The 21483-nt window shown below is 65.8% G+C and carries 13 protein-coding genes; 2 read left to right on the forward strand and 11 right to left on the reverse strand.

What is annotated here, in order from left to right:
- Window positions 1-21: 21 nt before the first annotated feature.
- Entirely contained in the window at window positions 22-1548 is a 1527-nt protein-coding gene (locus AC3WRI_RS00680) for an MFS transporter (protein WP_231881519.1), read from the reverse strand.
- Between the two features lie 266 nt (window positions 1549-1814).
- Between AC3WRI_RS00680 and AC3WRI_RS00685 the strand changes: the two genes are divergently transcribed.
- Window positions 1815-2936 (forward strand): hypothetical protein, encoded by a 1122-nt coding sequence (locus AC3WRI_RS00685; protein ID WP_010811052.1) that lies wholly within the window; start codon window positions 1815-1817, stop codon window positions 2934-2936.
- Between the two features lie 234 nt (window positions 2937-3170).
- Here the strand turns inward: AC3WRI_RS00685 and AC3WRI_RS00690 are convergent, their stop codons facing one another.
- The 10 genes from AC3WRI_RS00690 to AC3WRI_RS00735 form a co-directional block, all read right to left on the reverse strand.
- On the reverse strand, window positions 3171-6491 hold the full coding sequence (locus AC3WRI_RS00690; RefSeq protein ID WP_492292320.1) for a hybrid sensor histidine kinase/response regulator: 3321 nt from the start codon (window positions 6489-6491) through the stop codon (window positions 3171-3173).
- A gap of 87 nt (window positions 6492-6578) precedes the next feature.
- Window positions 6579-7232 carry a helix-turn-helix transcriptional regulator gene (locus AC3WRI_RS00695; RefSeq protein WP_010811050.1) on the reverse strand — a complete coding sequence of 218 codons (654 nt, stop codon included), beginning with the start codon at window positions 7230-7232 and terminating at the stop codon, window positions 6579-6581.
- Window positions 7233-7469: 237 nt separating this feature from the next.
- Entirely contained in the window at window positions 7470-8111 is a 642-nt protein-coding gene (locus AC3WRI_RS00700) for a response regulator (protein WP_010811049.1), read from the reverse strand.
- Window positions 8112-8245: 134 nt separating this feature from the next.
- The gene (locus tag AC3WRI_RS00705) at window positions 8246-11575 is read right to left on the reverse strand and encodes a hybrid sensor histidine kinase/response regulator (protein ID WP_492292322.1); all 3330 of its coding nucleotides are present in this window, start codon (window positions 11573-11575) and stop codon (window positions 8246-8248) included.
- Between the two features lie 347 nt (window positions 11576-11922).
- Window positions 11923-12432 (reverse strand): fimbrial protein, encoded by a 510-nt coding sequence (locus AC3WRI_RS00710; protein ID WP_011617634.1) that lies wholly within the window; start codon window positions 12430-12432, stop codon window positions 11923-11925.
- 69 nt (window positions 12433-12501) lie between these two features.
- On the reverse strand, window positions 12502-15072 hold the full coding sequence (locus AC3WRI_RS00715; RefSeq protein ID WP_041688190.1) for a fimbria/pilus outer membrane usher protein: 2571 nt from the start codon (window positions 15070-15072) through the stop codon (window positions 12502-12504).
- Window positions 15073-15188: 116 nt separating this feature from the next.
- Window positions 15189-15959 (reverse strand): fimbrial chaperone, encoded by a 771-nt coding sequence (locus tag AC3WRI_RS00720; protein ID WP_011617636.1) that lies wholly within the window; start codon window positions 15957-15959, stop codon window positions 15189-15191.
- A gap of 101 nt (window positions 15960-16060) precedes the next feature.
- Window positions 16061-16615, reverse strand: coding sequence for a fimbrial protein (locus AC3WRI_RS00725; protein ID WP_010811044.1), 555 nt, complete (start codon window positions 16613-16615; stop codon window positions 16061-16063).
- Window positions 16616-17031: 416 nt separating this feature from the next.
- A complete protein-coding gene (locus tag AC3WRI_RS00730) occupies window positions 17032-18480 on the reverse strand; it encodes a sensor histidine kinase (protein WP_492292323.1) in 1449 nt (482 codons plus the stop codon).
- Entirely contained in the window at window positions 18477-19199 is a 723-nt protein-coding gene (locus tag AC3WRI_RS00735; protein ID WP_010811042.1) for a response regulator transcription factor, read from the reverse strand. The genes AC3WRI_RS00730 and AC3WRI_RS00735 overlap by 4 nt, the downstream gene beginning before the upstream one ends.
- A 249-nt stretch (window positions 19200-19448) precedes the next feature.
- Between AC3WRI_RS00735 and AC3WRI_RS00740 the strand changes: the two genes are divergently transcribed.
- On the forward strand, window positions 19449-21419 hold the full coding sequence (locus AC3WRI_RS00740) for a ligand-gated channel protein (protein WP_492292325.1): 1971 nt from the start codon (window positions 19449-19451) through the stop codon (window positions 21417-21419).
- Window positions 21420-21483: the final 64 nt, after the last annotated feature.

Genomic DNA, 21483 nt, shown 5'->3' on the forward strand with positions numbered 1-21483 from the left:
GTTTTCCTCAGGTTACGTTCTTCAGTCGGCTGCCATGGCGGGCGCCGGCGCCCGGGTCAGCTTGATCGACGGTACCCGGCGGGCGCACCACACACCCAGCGCGGCAGCCACCGCAGCCACCACCAGGCCGAGGTGGATGGCGCTGACCAGCGATACGCGCGCCTGTTCCAGCAGCAGGGCGCCATTGTGCCCGGCCTGCTCCAGCTGGCCGAGCAACGCGACTTGCGAGGCCTTGTCGATCAGCACCTGCGGATCCGCCATGCGCGCCGTCCATTGTCCGGCATTGGCGGCGGACAGCGCATGTTCCACACCACCGGTATAGCTGCGCGTGACCAGCGTGCCCACGATGGCGGTGCCCACCATGCCGCCCACCATGCGCAGCGATTGCAGCATGGCCGTGGCAATGCCCAGGTGCTCGCGCCCTGCCGTCTGCTGCGCAAACACCGTCAGGTTCGGCATGATGAAGCCTAGCCCGAACCCGCCGATCAGCATGATCGTCAGCAAGACGCCGTGCGGCATGCTGCGCGTGGCCTGCGACAGGCCAAGGCAGGACACCGCCAGCATGCCAAAGCCGGCATAGAGCATGGTATTCGGGCGGTGGATGCGCGTGACGATGCGGCCGTTAAGTATGCTGCCCGCGGTGATGCAGACCACCAGTGGCGTGATCAGGATGCCCGCCTCCTTCGGCGAATAGCCAAAGCCGCCCTGGAACAGCAGCGGCGCATAGAGCAGCAGCGCGAACATGGTGAAGCCCGTGAACACCGCCAGCCGGAACAACGGCGCCAGCCCCGGGTTGCGGAACATCTCCACCGGCAGGATCGGGTTGGTACAGCGTTGCTCCCACCGCCACAGCGCCACCAGTGCCACCGCCGCCAGCACCAGCAAGCCCCCCGTATAGGCATCGAACCCGCGCGCCGGCAGCAGTTCAACGCTCAGCTGCACGCACCCCAGCCCGGCTGCGATCAGCAAGGCGCCGAGCCAGTCCACGCGGATCGGCCCGCTATGGGCCTGCTGGCGCAGGTGCGGCAGGTAGCGCCACGCAAACCACAGCCCCAGCACGCCGATCGGCAGGTTGACATAGAACACCGCGCGCCAGCCGTACCACTCCGTCAGCAGCCCGCCCAGCGACGGCCCCACCGCATTGGCAATGCCGAAAGCCGCGCTCATCATCACCTGCCAGCGCAGCCGCACATGCGTATCCGGAAACAGGTCGGCAATGCAGGCAAAGGCAGTGCCGACCAGCATGCCCCCGCCAATCCCCTGCAGCGCGCGCGCCAGCACCAGGAACGGCATGCTCGGCGCCATGCCGCACAGCGCCGAGGCCACCGAGAAGACCACGATCGATGCCAGCACGAACGGCTTGCGCCCGTAATAGTCCCCCAGCCGCCCGAACACCGGCACGGTGATCACCGATGTCAGCAGGTAGGCCGTGGCTACCCAGGCGTAGTACTCGAAGCCTTGCAGCTCGGCCACCACGGTCGGTAGCGCCGTGCCGACCACAGTCTGGTCCAGCGCCACCAGCATCACCACAAAGGCCACGCCCAGCATGGCCAGCAGGGACTCGCGAAACGGCAGCACCTGGCCGTTGGCCTCGGACTTTTCTGGCTGTGGGGTCACTTTTATTGCCCGATCAATCGTTGCGTTGTCAAGCATTATAGACACGGTTCGGCCAGCGCGTCATGGCGCGACCAAATTTGACGCCGCGCCCATGCCGCCGGCCTACCCGATTTCAGGGATTTCCGACCATTCCTGCGATAAGTAACATCGGGCTTGGCCGCCTGCTGGCACGCATTGACCGACCCGGAGAGAATCCCATGCCCCTTCCATTGTCCATGCCGCTAATGACAGCAGCCTCCCATCTGGTCCAGGCATACTCCATCGCCAACATTCAACATGGACAGGTCACCCGGCTGACGGGATATGGGCGCCCGATCCTGGATGCCGCGTACGATGCTGCCGACGAACTGCGAGCCTGCTGTGACAGAAAGTACCAGTGGCTGGTCTCCTTCCTGGATTACCTGCGGCCCAGCCAGTTCGCTACCATCAAGGTCGATGCAATCAAGCGCATAAATGCCGCATTCAACATCACGGCAAGCGCCCTCCCGGAGATCAACTCCCTGTCGCGATGGAAGGCGCTTGGCGAGGCATGCGCTCGCGTGGCACAGCAGGACAGGATCTATCTCGATCGCTTCTATCGGACTCGCAATGCCCGAAGCGCACTGTCGGATATCGAGGAAATCTTTTACACCGCCAACAAGGAAGGAATGGGCGATGATGCGCTGCGCGTGATGAAAGCCGTAATGCAAAACGGGGGCAACGCTGCCGGCATCACGTCCAGAACCATTGTTGCGCTGGCCAGGATGCTGCGTGCCCATCCTCCGTTGAGCGGATTCATGGGATATACGCGCTGGGGGCCGGGCGACCATGGCAATCCCGATGCCAACCTGCGCGCCCATGCGTTGAAGCATGTCTGCCGGCAACCGTTGCTGCTCGAAGTCGGCGTTGCCGAAACCATGTTCTGGTGGGATTTCCTGCGCATACAGCTGACCCTGGCAGATTACAACCGCCTCGCCGTCAACCCGAAACCACTGGTTCAAAGCCTGTTTGATGGCCTGAACCCTCTGGCTGGCGACCACTTGCGCCGCTTTCTCATCCATCAGGCATTCAATGACGAACCTCAGCTTGCCGATTTTGCCCTGCAACAGGCACTTAGGCCCTATCGGGACGTTGCCATTGAAACCAGCAGGGTGCTGAATCGGGTCATCATCCAGAGCAATGGCGAGAAGGTCTTCCTCAGCGGCGCCTCGGGAAACATCTTCATCATCGGCAGGTTCGAAGGCACTGAGCTGGGCATCTCCTCGTGCTATTGGGCGACTGATATTGAAAGCAAGCTCAGAGGGGCAAGATCCAACATCTGCTGGGAGGTGCGCAGGTAGGCTAAGCGGGGCTGGCTCCAGATTGCGGCCGGTCGCGTCGTCGAGCACATCCGCGCATCCGGGCTCGGCGAAGCGCTTTCATTTCACGAATTTGTGAAACACGCAAAAAAAAACGCCTGCTGGGGAAGCAGGCGGCAGGGAAAATTCTCGCGACGGGACGCACCCGGGAGAATGCGGAGCGATCGGGAAGACGCTCCACAAATGCAGTATCGCGCCCGGCGCGTGACCGCTCCATCAGGCATGCCTTAAATCGGCCGTGTAGTTGGCACCCTGCGTGCCGCCTTGCGACTCCAGCCCGTCTGCCAGCAGTTCCAGTTCGGCATGGAAGGCCTGCCAGTCCGGACCGATGGCAACCAGCCCCGAGCGCCGGACCGCCTGCTCCAGCCAGCGGCACGCCTGGCTCTGCAGCGCATGGCCCATTACCGACAGCGCCCCGGCCAAGCCGTGCAAACGTTGGGCAAACGCTTCGGCGTCGCCCGCCAGCAGCGCCTCGGCCAGTGCGCGCTGGTCCCGCCGCAGCGCGTCGGCATGCAGCAGTGTGTCGCCGCCTGCATGCGCGCCCGGCGCTGCCCGCGTCGCCATATGGGTGCCGGACAGATCTTCCAGCAGCTTGCGCAGCGTGCCCAGCCCCACCGGCTTGGTCAGGCATCGGTCGATGCCGGCCTGCTGGCATCGCTCGGCGACATCGGGCCCCACGCTGGCGGTGACGGCAACGATCGGCGTGGCGAGGCCGGCATCGCGCAGGCACCGCGCCAGCGTGAAGCCATCCATGCCAGGCATCTGCAGATCGGTCAGGACCAGGTCGTAATGCCGGCCCGATGCCATCAACAGGGCCTCGGGCCCGTCACCGGCCAGATCGACCTTCTGCCCCAGGTTTTCAAGCTGTTCCCGCATCACCACCTGGTTGATCGGATGGTCTTCCACCAGCAGCAGCGCCAGCTGCACGGCAGGCGTATCGTCGCGCGCCGGCACGGGCGCCTGCGTTGCCGTCACCTCCACGCCTGCCGCTGCCGCGATCGCCGCCAGCAAGCCGCGCCAGGCATAGGGCGATGCCACCACCGGGGTCTGCGTCAGGTCCGGCACTGCCGGCGCCATGGCCGACACCACCACATCGGCGTCGTTGCAGCGAGGCATGGCCTGCTCATCGCACACCAGGACATCGACCGGCGTGGCCGGCGGCGCGGCGGGGTCATACTTGACCGCCCGTGCGCCATAGAACTGCAGCAACTGCTCCACGCCCTGGTAGAGCTCGCGCAAGGTGACATTGAGGCCGACCGTCAGTCCCCGCAACGCGGTCCGCGGCCAGGCATCGGCCGGCGCCTCGGCGCCAGCGCTGGCCAGCGGCAGGCTGACGGTAAAGCAACTGCCCAGGCCGGGCTCGCTGACCAGCCGTATCTCGCCAGACATCAGCCCGACCAGCCGGCGGCAGATCGACAGCCCGAGGCCTGTGCCGCCGTAGTGGCGCGTGTCCGGCTGCTCGGCCTGGACGAAGGGCTCGAACAGCCGGCGCTGGTCTCGCGCGGCGATGCCGATGCCGGTGTCGATGACGCGGATTTCCACGCCGCCGCCCGGCTTGCGCATGGCCGTGACGATCACCTTGCCTTGTTCGGTAAATTTCACCGCATTGCTGACCAGGTTGTTCAGGATCTGTTCGAGCTTGACCACGTCAGCTATCACCGGCTCAACCAGCGAAGGATCATTGACGCACAGCAGGCGCAGCTGCTTGCGCGCCGCTTCCACGGCAAAGCGCCGGGTCACGTCCTCGACGATCTCCTCGACGCGGCAGGGCCGCAACTGCAATGACATTTGCCCTGCCTCGATCTTGCTGAAGTCGAGCACGTCATTGATGATGTAGATCAGCGACTGCGACGCGTGCTGCATGACCGCCAGCTGGTCGCGCTGGCGCGAATCGAGCCGGGTCAGGCCAAGCAACTCGATGCTGCCCAGCATACCGTTGAGCGGTGTGCGGATTTCATGGCTCATGGTGGCCAGGAACGAGGACTTGGCGTGGTTGGCGGCATCCGCGGCGCGGATCGCCTCGCGCAGGCGCGCCTCGCTGCGGCGCGCGTCGGTCACGTCGTTCAGCGCGCGGAGCACGGCCGCCCGCCCTTCATAGGTAATCTCCACCTGGCGCACTTCCAGGTACCGGGTCTGGCCGTTGCGGCCGACCAGATCGACATCGAAGCAGGGCTGCACCCGCGGCATGCCTTCGGTTGTGGTGCCCTCGCTCGTCAGCCGCGCGTCACAGGCATCCTGCAACTGCGCCAGGCCGGCGGGCGTGGCCTGGTCGGTGATCGAGTGGGCCGCGGCATTTGCCAGCAGCACCTGCCGGGTGCTGCGCTCGACGATCATCAGGCCCACGCCGGCCACTTCGATCACGAAGCGCCCGAGCGCATCGCTTTCCTGCAGGCGCAAGGACTGACGCTGCGCAGGGCGCATGATGCGGCGGTCGATCAGCCAGATCCACGCCAGGATCAGCATCGACAGCGAGCCGGTCAGCCCCAGCATCCATAAGGCGTTCTGCCGGAACTGGTGCCATACCTGGCCCAGTGCGATCACGCCGACCGTGCGCCAGCCCCACGCGTCAAACTGGTATTCCAGCACGACGACATAGTCCAGCAGCCCTTGCCGTACCAGCGCCGAACTCACCCTACCCGGGCGCGTACCGGGCGCGGCCAGCGATGCCGTGACCGACTGGCCGAGGGTGCCGGCCGGCATGCCATCCGCACTCAGTGCCATGCCGGCATCGGTCACCAGCACGAAATCGCCGTCAATGGTCTGTCCGTCCGGCAGCATCGGCGACAGCGGGAACTCCATGGCCAGCACCGCGGCCGGTTCGCCACCGACTTGCACCAGCGTGGCGAAAGTGACGGTGCGCATGCCGCTGACCCAGTCCAGCGCCGGCGGCAGCACCACCGCCTGGCCCGGATGGGCGCGCAGGCGTGCGACCAGCGCGTCATTGCGCAGGCGCGCGAGCGTGTCACGCAGGAAGGTCTGGCGCACGTCATCGCGCTGCATGAGCGCGCGTGCCGGGTCCAGCCGGCGCGGGATGACATAGAGCTGGTCGGCCTGCAGGTCGACCAGGTAGGCGTTCTGCACGTCGCGGTACTGCAGGTTGTTCACGCGGAAGGTGAATGTCATCACGTCGGCCAGGCTCTTCAGCCTGGCGCCCGGCGCCCTGGCGCTGGCGGGCGGGACCAGCAGCGGGATGTACTGCCGGTCGCCCCGGCGCCGCAGGCGGTCGGTCCATTGCTCATCGCTGACGGCGGCGAGTTCATCGGCCAGGCCGATATCGGAAAGCCGCGTCAGCGATCCCAGCGCGCGCACGGTCAGCGCCTCGGCCCCGTGCAGCTTTGCCTGCAATTGCTCGGACTGCGACTGCAGCACCATCTCCTGACGCTCGACCGCCTCGTGCAGGCGGTAGCGCAGCAGCACCCCCCACGACAACACGGTCAGCCCAAGCACGCAGGCGGAGAACAGGTAGACCAGATAACGGATCTGGCGAATGCTCAACGGCAACGCGGAGCTGCTGTCGATCGACATCAGCCGTTTCATTGAATACCTCGTTTTGACATCGAGACTGTCCGGAGCGTCCGGACAGTGCATGGGTCGTAGTGCACTTGGCAAGCGACGTACCGGGCCTCACAACATGCCGCGCCGGATGGCAATGGCGGCAAGCTCCACGTCGTTCTCGGCGCCGATCTTGCGCATGAGGCTCTGCTTTTGCGTACTGATCGTCTTGACGGTCCGGCCGGTGCGCATGGCGATCCCGGTCACGGACATGCCCGACAGGTAGAGGCGCAGCACTTCGCTTTCACGCCTGGTCAGCAGCTCCGCCCAATCGCCGTCCGGCGGACCGCTGCAGGGCCTGCCCCAGATCAGCGTGCAAGCGGTTTCCGATACGGAAGCCAGCCCCAGGTATGCCATCCAGACCGCTTTCATGATCTCGTCGACACCGTCCTTGGCTGTCACGACATTGCGGCAGCCGTCCTTGAGCAACTGCAGCACGGCGGCACGGTCGACGACGTTGGCGATCGCGACCACGCGCTGCCCGCCCAGCTCGGCGAGCCGCGTGCCAATGCGCGCATAGCCGGAAGGCTCGCGGTCTTTGGTGTCCCACAGCGGGTAACGCAGTGTCACGACATCACACGAGCCTTGCTGCAGCGCTTGCACCAGGCTCGGTTCGTCGCCCGCCACGCCAGCCAGCTCGATGCAGGCGCTGGCCGCGAGCCGCCGGCCCAGCAGGCGCCGCATGACAGGTTGCGAGTCCGCGATGATCACCCGGATTTTTTCCATGGCCGCCTTAGGCTCCAGCGTTGTCGTTCCTGCATTCAGGATGAACCATGCGCCTGGCTTTCGAAATCAGCCAAGCCTGAAAAAAGCGGGGATATTTCCGAGGAGAGGAATAGCGCACGCGCCGCCGCACGGGAGGAGCCGGCCGGCATCGGCGCAGCCAGGGATGCTATTCAGCGGAGGGAGGGGAAATGCAACGCGGCCCGGGGACCGGCCGCAAGGAAGGGGATGATGCCAGGATCAGGGGCCGCCCAGCAGGCCGTTTGTCCTGGCGTATTCGTAGAGTTCGTAGTCGTTGGTCAGGCCCAGCTTCTTCATGGCGATGCTCTTCTGCGCGCTGATGGTCTTGCTGCTGCGGTTGGCCTGGCGCGCAATCTCGATGACCGGGACACCGGCCGCACACTGCCGTATCACTTCCAGTTCGCGGCGCGTCAGGACCGGCCGCTGTGACGGCTCGTCGAGGCCGCCCGAAGCCAGGATCGCACGCACCGATGCGGGCTGGTAGCTCAGCCCGCTGAACGCGGCACGCACCGCCGGCACCAACTCCTGGACCGGATCGGTCTTGTTCAGGATCACGGAAATGCCGACCTTCTGGATATTGCGAATCAGCGCCGGATTATCCAGCATGGTCATCACCACGATCCGGGTGGTGGGATAACGGCGGCGCAGCATCTGCAGCATTGGCAGGCCGTCGCCAAACTGGCCGCCCGGCATGGAGTAGTCGGTCACGATAACGTCGCAATCCGTGCTTTCAAGCAACTCCACCAACTGGGTCGAATTGGCGGCACTCCCCACGATCTGCACGCCCACTTCGTTCGCCAGCACCCGGCTCATCCCGTCAAGGACGACGGGGTGGTCATCTGCAATGATTACCTTGATCATTTACGATCCCCCTGTTTTTTATCGATTCTGCGGCCGCGTAGCGGTGCGCCGCCGAACTGCCGGCATTCAATGCCGGTCATCTTCGCTGCTCTGAATATTAGGAGTCTTCCGAGAAGACTGAATTAAGGAATTCCTTAAATAGTATCCGGCCAATTGCGTCGTGCCGCATCCTGGCTGCCCTTATCGCTTTCAGGGTCGTCAAAGTATGCTGCAAGATACAACGCCAGGTTGTCGACATGGGCTTGCACGACCGCCAGCGCCTGGGCCGCACCCAGCTCCAGTTCCCGGCACAGTTCGACAATCTCCTCGCCATCTTCGGCATGCGCCATGGCGCCCCTCATACGATGGGCATGGTGGCGGATCGCCTTCATTTCCCCGCTGGCTGCGGCCGCGGACAGTTGCCTGAAATCCTCGCGCATGGTGCGCTCCAGCAACGCCAAGCTGGCAACGTTATCCTCCACATGGGCGGCGCCCGCCGCGCCCGCGGCCCTTTGTGCCAGGCCGGATGCCTGTGCCGGCAGCACGGCGCGCAGACACTCGGCCAGGTCGCCCAGCAGGATGGGCTTGGACAGGTAGCGATTCATGCCGGCTTCGAGGCAGCGCTCGGCCTCACCCTGCGCGATGCTCGCGGTGAGCCCGACGATGGGCAGCGTCGCCCCCTGCGCACGCAGCGTGCGGCTCAGTTCGTAGCCGTCCATGCCGGGCATATGGATATCCGTCAGCATCAGGTCAAACCTGTGCTGGCGCAACACCGCAAGCCCTTCTTCGCCACTGGCAGCAAGCGTCGGCCGGCAGCCAAGGCGCTCAAGCTGCTGCTGCATCAGCAGCCGGTTGTAGGGATGGTCGTCGACCACCAGTATCTCCAGCCCCAACTGCGGCGTGGGGTCGACAGGCGCAGCCAGCGGTGGCGCACTGACCGGCGTCATGCCGGCCGACTTGCAAAAAGCCCGCAGGATGCCCGCCTGATGATAGGCACTGACCAGCCAGCTGCCAGCGATCTGCTGTGGTTCCGCCGGGCCGTCGGCGCGCGCAAAGACCACGCCGGCATAGCCATCGGGAATGGCCTCGACGTGGCGGGTGGCGACCAACAGCACCATCCCTGGTTCCGGCGCCGGCCCGCGGCAAGCGATCGCCCTGCAGCCCATGGCGCGCAGATTGTCGATGGCATTGTTGCGGATTTCATCATTTTCCGACAGCACGGCCACCGGCGGCAGCACCGGCTCCACCTGTTCGCGCGGCCCGGCTTCCGGCAACCTCAGCAATACCCGGAAGACGCTGCCCTTGCCCGGTTCGCTCTGCACGGAAATGCTGCCGTCCATCAGGGCGGCCAGGCGTCTGCAGATCGACAAGCCCAGGCCCGACCCGCCAAACCGCCTTGCAGTGGAAGCATCTGCCTGCACGAAAGGCTCAAACAGCCGCGCCTGGACCTCGGGCGCAATGCCTGGCCCGGTATCCGCCACCTCAAGCTGGATGCCGATCCTGCCGTCCGCATCGGGCGCTTCACTCTGCGGCGCGCGCTGCAGGCGCACAATGACATGGCCCTGTGCCGTGAATTTCAGCGCGTTGTCGAGCAGATTGCCGATAATCTGGCGCACCCGCACCGGATCCCCGATCAGGCAAGGCAGGCCGGGCTGTGGATAGCACGGCAGCGCGATGCCTTTTTGCAGCGCGATCGGCGCCTGCGCGCGAACCGTCGATTCCAGCAGGTCGACCGGATCGAACGGCACGGCGTCCAGTTCGATCTGGCCGGCTTCCGCGCGGGAGTAGTCCAGCAGGTCATCCAGTATCTGCAGCAGGACCTGCGACGAGGACTGGATGGTCGACAGCATCTCGCGCTGGCTGTGCGCCATCTGTGTCAGGGACAGCAGCTCCAGCGTGCCCAGCATCCCGTACAGCGGCGTGCGGATTTCGTGACTCATGGCGGCCAGGAACTGCGATTTGGCAGCGCTTGCCTCATCCGCCAGCCGACGCGCGCGCGCGAGAGCGCGGTGCGCTTCGCGTTCGCCGGTGACATCGTGGATCGCACACAGCAGCACGTCTTCACCCTCGAAGCGGGTGTGGCGGCCGACTACCAGCACGTCGCGTGCACCCCCATGGCCGGATGGCACCTGCAGCTCCAGCCGCGCGGGCTGGTCGCCCCGCCGCGCCAGCATCTGGTCCAGCCACGGGCGGCCCGCAGTGCGCGTGTCGAGCGGCAGCCATTGCGCAGCCAGCGCGTTCTCGAGCCGTACATGGGCATCGGCTGTGCGCACCACCCGCAGGCCTACCGGAGCGGCCTGCATCACGGTACGGTTGAAGCGTTCGCTGTCCTCGATCCGTTCGGCGTCTTCCTGCATCGGCACCAACATCCGGCGCCGCAGCATGCCGGCACCGGTCAGCACCGCAAGCACACCAAGCCCGTAGAGCAGAAGCGCGGCCGCCAGCGCCGAGCCATGATCGGCCAGCGCCTGCGACAGCGGATAGGCGTAAGCCGCGCGCCAGCCATGGTCGCGTTCCATGCGGCCAATCATCAGGCTGCCCTGCTCGAACCAGTAGGCTACGCTTTGCCCGCCGCTGCCCAACTCACGCGCCACCCGCTCACCCAGCGCTTGCGGGCGCAGCCAGCCGGCGTCGCTGCCCCGGTACAGCAGGCGCCCTTGGCCATCGAAGAACATTGCCCGGCTGCCTGACGCGGTATGCGTGGCATCCGGGATACTGACGTCGTCCATCAGCGCGCGTACGGGAATGGCAGTCGCGCCATACGCCACGAGATTGCCGCTGGCGTCAAGGACTGGCAGAAAGCAGCTCAGTATAGGGCCCCGCTCGATGGTGCCCTGGTACGGCCCGGTCCACAGCGGTGAGGCGACCGGCGTCTCGGCTTGCGCTTCGCGCGACCGGTTCGCCAGCGCTTTGGCCCAGTTGCTGACAACCTCAGCGAGCAGCGGCCCGTTCAACCCCGGCGCACCCGGAAGCGCTGGTGTCACGTATGCCTGGCTCCCGTCGGCAGCCAGGAAAGCCGAGCGCATCCTCTGCGGCGCCTTACCCCAGTACGCGCGCTCGAAGATGGCGAATCGAACGATGTGCGAAACCGTGGCGGGACGCTGCGCCGCTGGCGCGGACGTGCCCATCAGCATGGTGGCAGGATTGGTCAGTCCAGGCACTTCGACGGCACGGGCACTGCCTGGAGGCACGCCCGTCAGCATGGCTTCGAGCTGGCCCGCCAGCCGGTCGCTGCGCACCAGCCGATACTCCGGCCCGGAGATTTCTGCCATGCGCCGTATGAAATACTCGTGCATGGCCTTCACTTCCAGCACCGCGCCAAAATGCAAGCGGTTGGCCGACGCCTGTTCCCACAGGATGCGCTGGAACAGGCTATGGAGAAACAGGGCAAGGAAGCCGCTCATCACGAAGATCAGCAGGCCAACGACAACGGTGAGCAGGCTGCTGTGCACCTGCCGGTTCGCGCGCGACAGCCAGCTGACCATTGGCGGGCTCCGTCTCGGCAGCCTGCCTGACGCCGCGTAGCGCCCGGCGCGGGGATCGGCAAGCGCCCAAAGTGGGTGAAATACTGTCTCTGGGATTATGCATCACATTGCAGCACGACAGATGTCCTCACCAATCCCATCGCCGGCCAAAACAAGAAACCCAGCGCGGCAGCATACAGCGCCGCACAGGGCTCAGTGGCATTACGCGGAGGGACTCGTCCCTACTGGTAGGTCATGGTGAACGTCATTCCCGAGTTGGCGGCGCCGGCCGCCACCGTGCTTCCGGTCTGGTAGTAGCGTGCCTTCAGTGGAATGACGTAGCTGCCACCAGTGCTGGCTATAGTCGCTCAAGACCTTGGTGGTCCCCAGCGGAAAACATTGCCGGAATCATCGAGCAACTGCACGCCGATGCCGGATGCCGTCGAGGAGGCATCGAGCGATACCACCGAGTTGGCGGCATCGAGAGCCGGGGTCACGGCATCGATGCGATAGCTCACCGAAGTCATGCCGGCCGGGCAGTTGTTCAGCGCGATATTGAATCCCGGCGATGACGTATAAGTGCCCGGCCCGGCAAACTCCTTGTTCTGATGCGTGCCCACCGGGGTATCGCGCGGCACGCCGTATGTACCAGTGGGCGCGGTGAAGTCCAGTGTACCGGCACTCGGTGTGCAGGAGAAGGTCGCGCCGAACGACTGTCCATGCAGTGCCAGGCAAAACAGCAGCGCAGCTGCCTTCAGTATGCCGTGCCATGGCCTGGCCGTCGCCTGGCCTCTGCTCACTGATCGTGTGAGGACAGACAATATCTTGTGCAAGGCGCCACCGCGCTGGCTTTGATATGGGCTTGTAGAATTCAACATCCTGATGTCCTGCGCATGCCGTGGCTGGCATGCATTAAGAAAATGGGGGCGGCACCATTCGCTCCAGCTTTAGCGGCAAACCGCTTCCACGGTCTGATACGAGGCATTCGCGTCTTTTTCAAGCTTCGGCAGGACATAGTCCAGCTTGCATGCTTCCGCAACGGCCCTACCCCACTTCACGCTCAGCTGGCCTGCATCCGTCTTCAGCCCGCGCGCAATGATGCGCCCGCCCTGAGCGACAGTGCCGACGCTCTGGCCTTGTGCATCGAAGACCTCCGCCCCGAACGGCAGCGGCTTGCCATCCGGTCTGTTGGCCCGCAGAAGCGCCGCACGGCCAGGGTTGTCGGTCTCGAACTTCATCTTCACAATCGCGCCTGCGGTCGGCGCCACGTTCTGCTGCGTCGTCTTCAGCTCAACGCTCATGGGCAGCCCCTTCGGGTCGATCTCGATCTGGTTGGTGGCGAATGGCGTCAGGGTCGGCACCACGGCGTGGCCCCAGGGGTCCACGCGCAGGCCGCTGCCGTTGGCCAGGCGCGCACCCGCGGCATCCTTGGCCTCGATGATGGCCATGGTGTCGCCCACCGTGGGCGTGAAGGCCACGCCCCCCGCATAGGCCACGATGCCGCCGCTGATGCCCAGGCCTGCTTGCGAGAAGTCGCGGCCCTTGCTGGCACTGGCCGTCATGGTCGCCATCGGCGACACATAGCCGACGTTGGCGCCGACAGTGGCTGCATCCCTGGTGTCGCCGCCACCGGTGTAGCCGGCGTTCACGCCGTAGGTGAAGGCGCTGTCCTGGCCCAGGGTGCCGGTCACTGTTTCCTGCAGCGACGTGCCCCCGGTGGAATCGTGGCTCAGGCTGGTCATCGAGTACGGCGCGTGCTGACCCTTGCCCAGCGGGATACCCACGTTGAGCATCACCCGGGTGTCCCACTTGCCTGAGCCGACGTTGAACTGGCGCGACGCCGAGACGCCATAGTTGATGCGCTTGTAGCTGTTGTTATAGCCCGCCTGGAACTGGGTATCGGAACCGCCGCGGTTCCAGTAGTTCTGCGTGGAGCCGGACAGGTAGAACGAGCCATAGCCTTGCGGCAGCATCTGGTTGATGGTCACCTGCAGGCGCCCGCGCTGGATGCCGCCGAGGAACGTGCCAGGGCCCAGGCCGCGCTGGTCCAGGTCGCGCAGCGCCATGGCATCGGTCATGCTCAGGTAGCCGCTGCTGGAATAGCGGTAGGCGGCCAGCGTCAGGTTGGTGTTGGTCGGTGCCACCAGCTTGCTGTACGACAGCCGCATGCTCTGGCCGCTCCGGTTGGGTGCATTCTGCAGGTTGGTCCAGGCCTGGGTCACGTCGGCGCCAAAGGCGCCGAAGTCCGTGTTCAGCGCCCCGCCGCCCATCACCGCCGTGTAGTCCTGTGCCGCGATGACGCCGCCGTAGCCGGTCAGCATATTGCTGATGCCGTGCTGAACGGTTGCCTGCATCAGCATCGGCCTGCTCTGGATCGACGTATTGCGGTACTGGCCGACGGTCACGCTGTAGCGCGTGACGCCCGGGCGCAGCGCATTGACGGCTGCGGCGTAGGGCACGCGCGAGGTATGGACGCTGCCATCGGCTTCCGTGACCACCACCTCGAGATCGCCGCCGTAGCCGGTCGGATACAGGTCATTGATCTCGAATGCGCCGGGGGCAACCGTGGTTTCGTAGATGGTGTTGCCGCCCTGGCGGACCTGCACGCGGGCGTTGCTGTTGGCAATGCCATGGACCACCGGCGCATAGCCGCGCTGGGATTCCGGGTACATCCGGTCGTCGCTGGCAATCTGCACGCCACGGAAGCCGAAACTGTCGAACAGGGTGCCGTCGGTGAAGGCATCGCCGATGATCAGCTGGCTCCTGATCGGCGCAATCGAGCGCTGCAGGTTGGTCTGCACGCTCTGGTAGCGCGTGCCCTCGACGTCGCCGTGCGTCAGGTTGCCCAGATGGCGAAAGCGCCAGCCACCGAAGTTGAGTCCGGCGTTCACCCCGACGTAGCTCTGCGTGGTCGATATCCCGCTGGAGTCGGAGTGATAGACGTTGGCGTTGTACTGCAGGCGCGCCGCGGTCACGCCTTCGTCCCAGTACTTGGGATCGACATAGCCGCGCGCCGAGCGCGACATGGCGATCTGCGGCACCGAGACGTCCAGGCGCTGCTCGCCGTTGTCGAAGCTGGCCGTGGCATCGGGGATCAGGTCGGGCAGCGACACGCACCCCGTGTCCAGCCGCGCCGACGCCTCCGGTGACAACCTGGCCAGGTCCACGCCCATGCGCTCGATCGCGGCACGGTCAAAGCACGGCTGCACGTTGCGGCTGTCTTCGCCCACCTGGCGCATCGTCACTTCGGCACGGCCCAACCAGACCTGGTTGACGTACAGCTCTGCGCGATAGTTGCCCGGCAAGGCCACGTTGCCCTTGTTGAAGCGGCTCGCGTCGATGCGGGCACCGCCGGGCTGCTGCAGGAAGGTGTCGTTGAATTCCACTTCCGCCACCAGCGTCGGCGCGCTGTTACCACCGGGCGCGGCCCATGCCCCCACGCCGGCGAACAAGGACAATACCACCGCACTGGCCGGACGCAGCCGGGACGGGAAGGAAGAGGTCTTCTGGGTTTTCATGGGTTTATGCCGGATATCTGGCCTTGCGCGGGCAAGACTTGCCCCTGCCGCTGGTTGCGGCATCGTCAATCGGAGAAATCAGCTCGGAAGAACGCCGGACGCGGCCCGGCGTGTGGTCAGCGCGAAGCGGCCTTGGTGGCGCTGCTGCCCAGTGCGGCTTCGCCGCTTACGGCGCCGCCGTAGTCATTGATGGCCTTGTAGCGAACCCTGGCTTCGGTGCCTTGCGCAACATCGCCGGTCAGCGGGAACGTTTTGGCTTCGCCCGGGCCGACCATGCCGCCTTCTTCAAACTTCGCGGTCTTGCCGCCGCCAACCAGTTCGAGGTTGGCGAAAGAAACGTGATACTTGCTGGGGTTGCTTGCCTCAAGCGCCGGCTTGCCGCCTGCATGGGTGACGCGCCAGCTGATGCTGCCAGGGGCGTCGTCGGCGTTGCCCTCCAGGCCCGCGGGGCGGAAGAAAAGCTTGATGCGCGAGCGGAAAGCCAGCTGCAGCTTGTTGACATCGGCTTCTTCGGCGGTGGGCTTTGGCGGGATCTCCAGCACATTGAGCCAGAACACGGATTCGCGGTCCTGCGGCAGTGGCTCGCCGGTGTAGATGATGCGCAGCGTCTGGCCCTTTTTCGGGTCGATGCGCGACACCGGCGGCGTCACGGTGAACGGTACGTCGATGGACGACGGCGCAGCCTTCGCGTCGCCCTTGTCGATCCACGCCTGCGTCAACGCCGGCGACTGACCTTCGTTGGTCAGCTTGATCGTGGTCTCGGTGTCTTTTGCCTTGTAGATGACCCGCGTGCCCGCTATGACCACGGAAGCTTGCGCGTGCAGCGCGCTCATGAGCCCCAGCGCAATCACGCCGGCGGAAATCAGGGACTTGATGGACGTTTTCATGATGGTTGCAGCGGACTTGACCGGGTGAAGCGGCACACACTCAATATTCGGAAGGCGCGGAGCGCGCCGGTAACACGCTCCGCGCCCTGTGGTACCAGGGCTTACTGGTAAGCGATCGAGTACATCACGGTCGAGTTGGCGGCACCGGCCGTTGCCGCGCCAGTTGCGTAGTACTGTGCGTAGTACTCCAGCTTGGCCGCGCCGCTGTTGATGGCGACTACGCCGGAATTCTGCGCGGCGTCGGCAAAGCCGGCCTTGATCGGGCTGTTATCGGTGCCGCCGTTCAGCAGGCGGATCTGCACGTTGGTGGCGCCGCCGGCGTCCACGATCAGGTTACCGGTGGTGGTGTCGGTGGTCGGGCCAGCCTCGAAGTAGGTATGCACGTTGCCGGTGTTCGGCGTGCAGTTGGTCAGGGCGATATAGAACGGCGTCTGGCCAGCGGTGTCACCAGCCTGGACCAGGGTGGAGGCCGAAACGGTCGGCAGTGTCACGGTAAAGTTCTTGCTGCCCGTGCCGTTGCCGTTGATCGTGCAGGTCTGGGCGGTGATCTGGCCGTTGAAGGTGATCTGGCCGTCGGCATTTGCGGCATGTGCAAACTGCGCGCCCATGGCGGTACCGGCGACGATCAGAGCAGCGAGGAGCTTGGTATGGGTCATGATGGGTGATTCAAATAAGTTGATAGGTAGATGGCTTTCGGATCCAACGGATCCCGCCCCGCCCCGTGCCGCCATTGAACCGCCAGATCTGTGTTGCAGTTGCCGGTTGCCCCGGGGACAGCTGAACTATATGTATGGCACCTAATGCCACCAATCAGGCAAGCCTTAGATCTTGCTCGGAATTTTTTCCTTTGCCGCGAACAGCTCGCCGTGGTTCTTATGCGTCATGAGGTGTAAATCTGACTTGCCGGCGCAAGGCAGATGTGCCTGCGAAGAGCCTGGACGGTGAGGAGACAGGCGCCGGATTGATCTGCATCATGGCAGCCGCATTGAAGCGCTGCATCTACGCCAAAGGGTACGCGCCGCTTGCAGCGACTGCATGGTGCAAAGGCCATCTCCGCAGCATCCGTCCGCCCTTAACTGGCCAAAGTCCCGGCCGTGCCAACAGCGCCGTCACACGTCCTGCGCGGCAGGCAGACCTGCAGCGCCAGCCCGCTCGGCGCCACGTTGTGCGCCGACACCGTGCCGCCATGCGCGGCAATGCCCGCCTGTGCGATGCTGAGACCCAGTCCCGCCCCGGTCGGATGCCCCGGACCGCTGCGTACGCGGTAGAAGGGTTCGAACAGGCTCGCCAGCGCGTCTTGCGGAACGCCGGGCCCGCCGTCGACGATGTCGATCCGGATCGCCGTCTCATCAGCCTGCAGCGTCACGGTCACGGGCGCGGCGGGGTCGGTGTACCGGATCGCATTGCGCAGGATGTTCTCGATGGCGCTGCCCAGCGTCGCGGCATCTGCGTCGACGATCAGTTCATCCGGGGGAGTCCAGCAGATCGCCACGCCCCGGGCCGCGGCTTCAAAGCGGGCATCGGTGACGATGACGTCGAGCAGTTCCGCCAGGTCGATCGGGCGGAGCACCGGCGCCATCGCATGCAGCCGCGCCAGCTGCAGCGTGCGTTCGACCAGCGCGTCGAGCCGTTCCGTCTCGCGCTCGATGCGCTCGAACTGCAGGTCGAGCATGGCATCGCGCCGCCGCGCCAGTTCCAGCGACAGGCGCAGCCGCCCCAGCGGCGACCGCAGTTCATGCGCGATATTGCGCAGCAGCTGCTCGCGCCAGTCCATCAGGCGCTGCAGGCGGTCGGCCATGGCATCGAAATCGCGCGCGAGCTGGCCCAGCTCGTCGGCGCGGCGGGCCAGCACGGGCGGCGTGCGCGTGGCCAGCTCGCCGTCGGCAAGCGCTTGCGTGGCTTCGCGCAGGCGCCGCACGGGGCCGGTGACATGCCGCGTCAGCGCCCAGCACAGCGGCGCCGAGACGGCCAGCGCGAACAGGCCGAGGGAGAGCACCACAGGCGACAGGTGCAGCACCTCCCAACGCGACGAATCGAACGGCAGGAACAGCATCAGGAACTCGCCGCCTTGCGGCAGCGCGATGGGTTGCGGGTCCCACCATGACACGCGCGCGCCGGGCCCGGGCACATGCGCGACAGCATGGCCGATCAACCCCGCGCGCCACATCGGCACCAGCCGGTCGGCCAGGCGGTTGCGCAGCCGCGCCGGCAACGGGCGGCCCAGCAGTTCCTGCAGCGTGTCGTCGACAATGTAGATGTCCAGCGCCGAGGCGTGCGAATCGATCGCCCGCAGCCAGCGCTCGAGTCCGGGGCGCCCCTGGGTCTGGGCGACCTCGAGCGCATCCTCGGTCAGCACCGCGGGGCTCAGGCCATCGAGCGCGTCGAAGCGGTACCAGGCCACCGCGGCCGTCAGCGCCATGCCGATGCCGACGATCGCGGCCATGCCCAGCCAGAAGGTCAGGAAGTTGCGCCAGAACAGCGGCAGCGGAAACAGCGCGCGCACGCGGCGGCGCCAGTTCACGGCGCCTGCACCAGCAAATAGCCCTGCCCGCGCAGGTTGCGGATCAGCAGCGGCGAAGTGATGCCGTCCAGCGCCAGCTTGCGGCGCAGCGCGCTGATATGCGTGTCGAGGCTGCGGTCGTAGCGTTCCGGCGCGCGGCCCAGCGCGAACCGGCCGATCTCGGCGCGCGCGACCACCCGGCCCGGCGCCCGCATCAGGATTTCCAGCACGCGCTGCTCGGCCCCGGTCAGCGGCGCCTCGGCGTTGCCGTGGATGGCCAGGCCTGATGCCAGGTTCAGGCGCAGCGCGCCAGCCTCCAGCCACGGCGCCTGTGCGGGCGCGGCAGGCGCGGCGCGGTGGAAACGGCGCAGCACCGCATGCATGCGCGCCTTGAGCTCGCGCGGGCTGAACGGCTTGCTCAGGTAGTCGTCGGCGCCCAGTTCCAGCCCCAGCACGCGGTCGGCTTCATCGCCGTGCGCGGTGAACATGATCACCGGGCGCTGCGAGCGCGCGCGGTGCAGCCTGAGCAGGTCCAGGCCGTTGCCGTCGGGGAGCATCAGGTCCAGCAGGGCGACGTCGTAGTCGTTGCGGGCCAGCAGGGTCTCGCCCTGCTGGCGGGTGTGCGCCAGCGTGACGGTGCAGTGATCGGGCTCCAGGTACTCGCGCAGCATCTGCGCCAGTTCCAGGTCGTCGTCGATCAGCAGCACGCGCGCGAGCGGCGTGTGGAAGCACATCAGCATGCAGCTTGCCGGGGCCTTGCGGACGTGGACGTGGCCGCCGGTCCCCGGTTCCGTCAAGAAACGTCAAGAAAACAAAAGCTATCCAAAGTGACTGGTAGGCACCTTCATCTCGAATTTTAATATGAGAATGATTGTTATTTACAGAAGACAGGGAAAATGATGAAGTTCAGGCAGGTCGCCGGGATCGGGGCGGCAACAAGAGCGGCGGCAGGGTTGCCAGCACCGGCGGGCGTACAACGGGGTCAATGGATGCGGATGCTGGCGGCGGCATGCGCCGCCTCCGGCATGACGGGAGCCTGGGCACAGGCGCAGGCGCTGAAGACGGAAGCCACCCTCGCCACCGTGGTGGTGACGGCGGCCGGCAGTGAGCAGGACATCCGCGACGCGCCCGCGTCGATCAGCGTGGTCACGCGCAAAGACCTGGAGAACAAGGCCTATCGCGACATCAACGATGCGCTGGTGGAAGTGCCAGGCGTGATCGTCAGCGGCGGCGGCGACCGGACCGACATCAGCCTGCGCGGCATGGGCGCCAAGTACACCCAGATCCTGATCGACGGCAAGCGCCAGAACTCGCGTGAGACCCGCACCAACTCCGACTCGTCCGGCGTGGAAAGCAGCTGGACGCCGCCGCTGTCCGCGATCGAGCGCATCGAGGTGGTGCGCGGGCCGATGTCGTCGCTGTACGGCTCGGACGCCATGGGCGGCGTGGTCAACATCATCACGCGCAAGGTGCCCAGGACGTGGACGGGCGAGCTGCGCGGCGACGCCACGCTGCAGGAGAACAGCGACTCCGGCAATCTCTACCAGGGCAACTTCTACCTGGCCGGGCCGCTCAAGAGCGAGCTGCTGGGCCTGCAGCTGTACGGCCAGAGCACGCACCGCATCGAAGACGATATCGACTACGGCTTCCGCGGCCGCCGCGCCGAGAGCCTGACCGCCAAGCTGGCGCTGACGCCCACGCGCAACCACGACATCGTGTTCGAGGCCACCGGCATGCGCCAGCTGCGCAGCGAGACCGTGGGCAAGACCGTGCCGCCGCTGCCGCCCGGCACCGCCTGCCCGCGCTCCGGCTGCCCCACCTCCTCCGAGACCGACTACCGCAGCGATAAGTACGCGCTGTCGCATACCGGCCGCTGGGGCTTCGGCGTCTCCGACAGCTATATCCAGCAGGAGGAGTTCGACAACCGCAGCCGCCGGATGAAGATCAAGAACCTGGACCTGCGCACCAGCTGGGCCATGCCACTGGGCAACCATATGCTGTCGGTCGGCGGCGAATACCTGAACCAGCGCCTGAACGACCAGACCGGCAACCAGATCGCCGGCGGCCCGAACCAGGTCGAGCGCTACCAGTGGGCGCTGTTTGCCGAGGACGAGTGGCGCCTGGCGCAGAGCTTTGCCCTGACCGGCGGCGTGCGCATTGATCACGACCAGAACTTCGGCCAGCACTACAGCCCGCGCTTGTACGGCGTGTGGCATGCGGCCGAGCGCTGGACGGTCAAGGGCGGGGTGTCGACCGGCTTCCGTGCGCCGGACCTGCGCCAGACCGTGGCCGGCTGGGGCCAGACCAGCCGCGGCGGCAATATGTACGGCAACCCCGACCTGAAGCCCGAGACGATGTTGTCGCAGGAACTGGGCCTGCTCTATGACAAGGGCAACGGCCTGCAGGCGGGCGTGACGCTGTTCAACAACGACTTCAAGGACAAGATCACGCGCGTCGCCTGCCCGGCCACGCAGTGCACCGACGGACCTAACCGGTTCGGCGCCAACCCGACCACCTACATGAACGTGGACCGCGCCTACTCGCGCGGGGTGGAAGCCAGCCTGCGCTGGCCGATCGCGCAAGCGTGGTCGCTGACCGGCAGCTATACCTATACCAAGTCGGAACAGAAGAGCGGCCAGTACCAGGGCCAGCCGCTGAACCAGTTGCCGATGCACCTGCTGGTGGCCACGCTGAACTGGCGGCCGAGCGAGAAGATCAACGCCTGGGCGCGCGTCAACTACCGCGGCAAGGAAAGCCAGCCGATCACGGGGCCGTCATCCAGCACCGTGGTGGCGCCGTCGTACACCTTTGTCGACCTGGGGGCGACCTACACGGTTACCAGGAACGTGTCGGTGTTTGCCGGGATCTACAACCTCTTCGACAAGCAGGTGAACTACACCGACTATGGGCATGTCGAGGATGGGCGCCGGTACTGGATGAGTGTGTCCGTGAAATTTTGAAGGTGGCTGTTCTTGTTGTTGCCATGCGATTCGGCTGTGGCTCTTGGCAGGCGTGGGGGGGTTT

This window comes from Cupriavidus sp. FW305-27 (assembly GCF_058787995.1).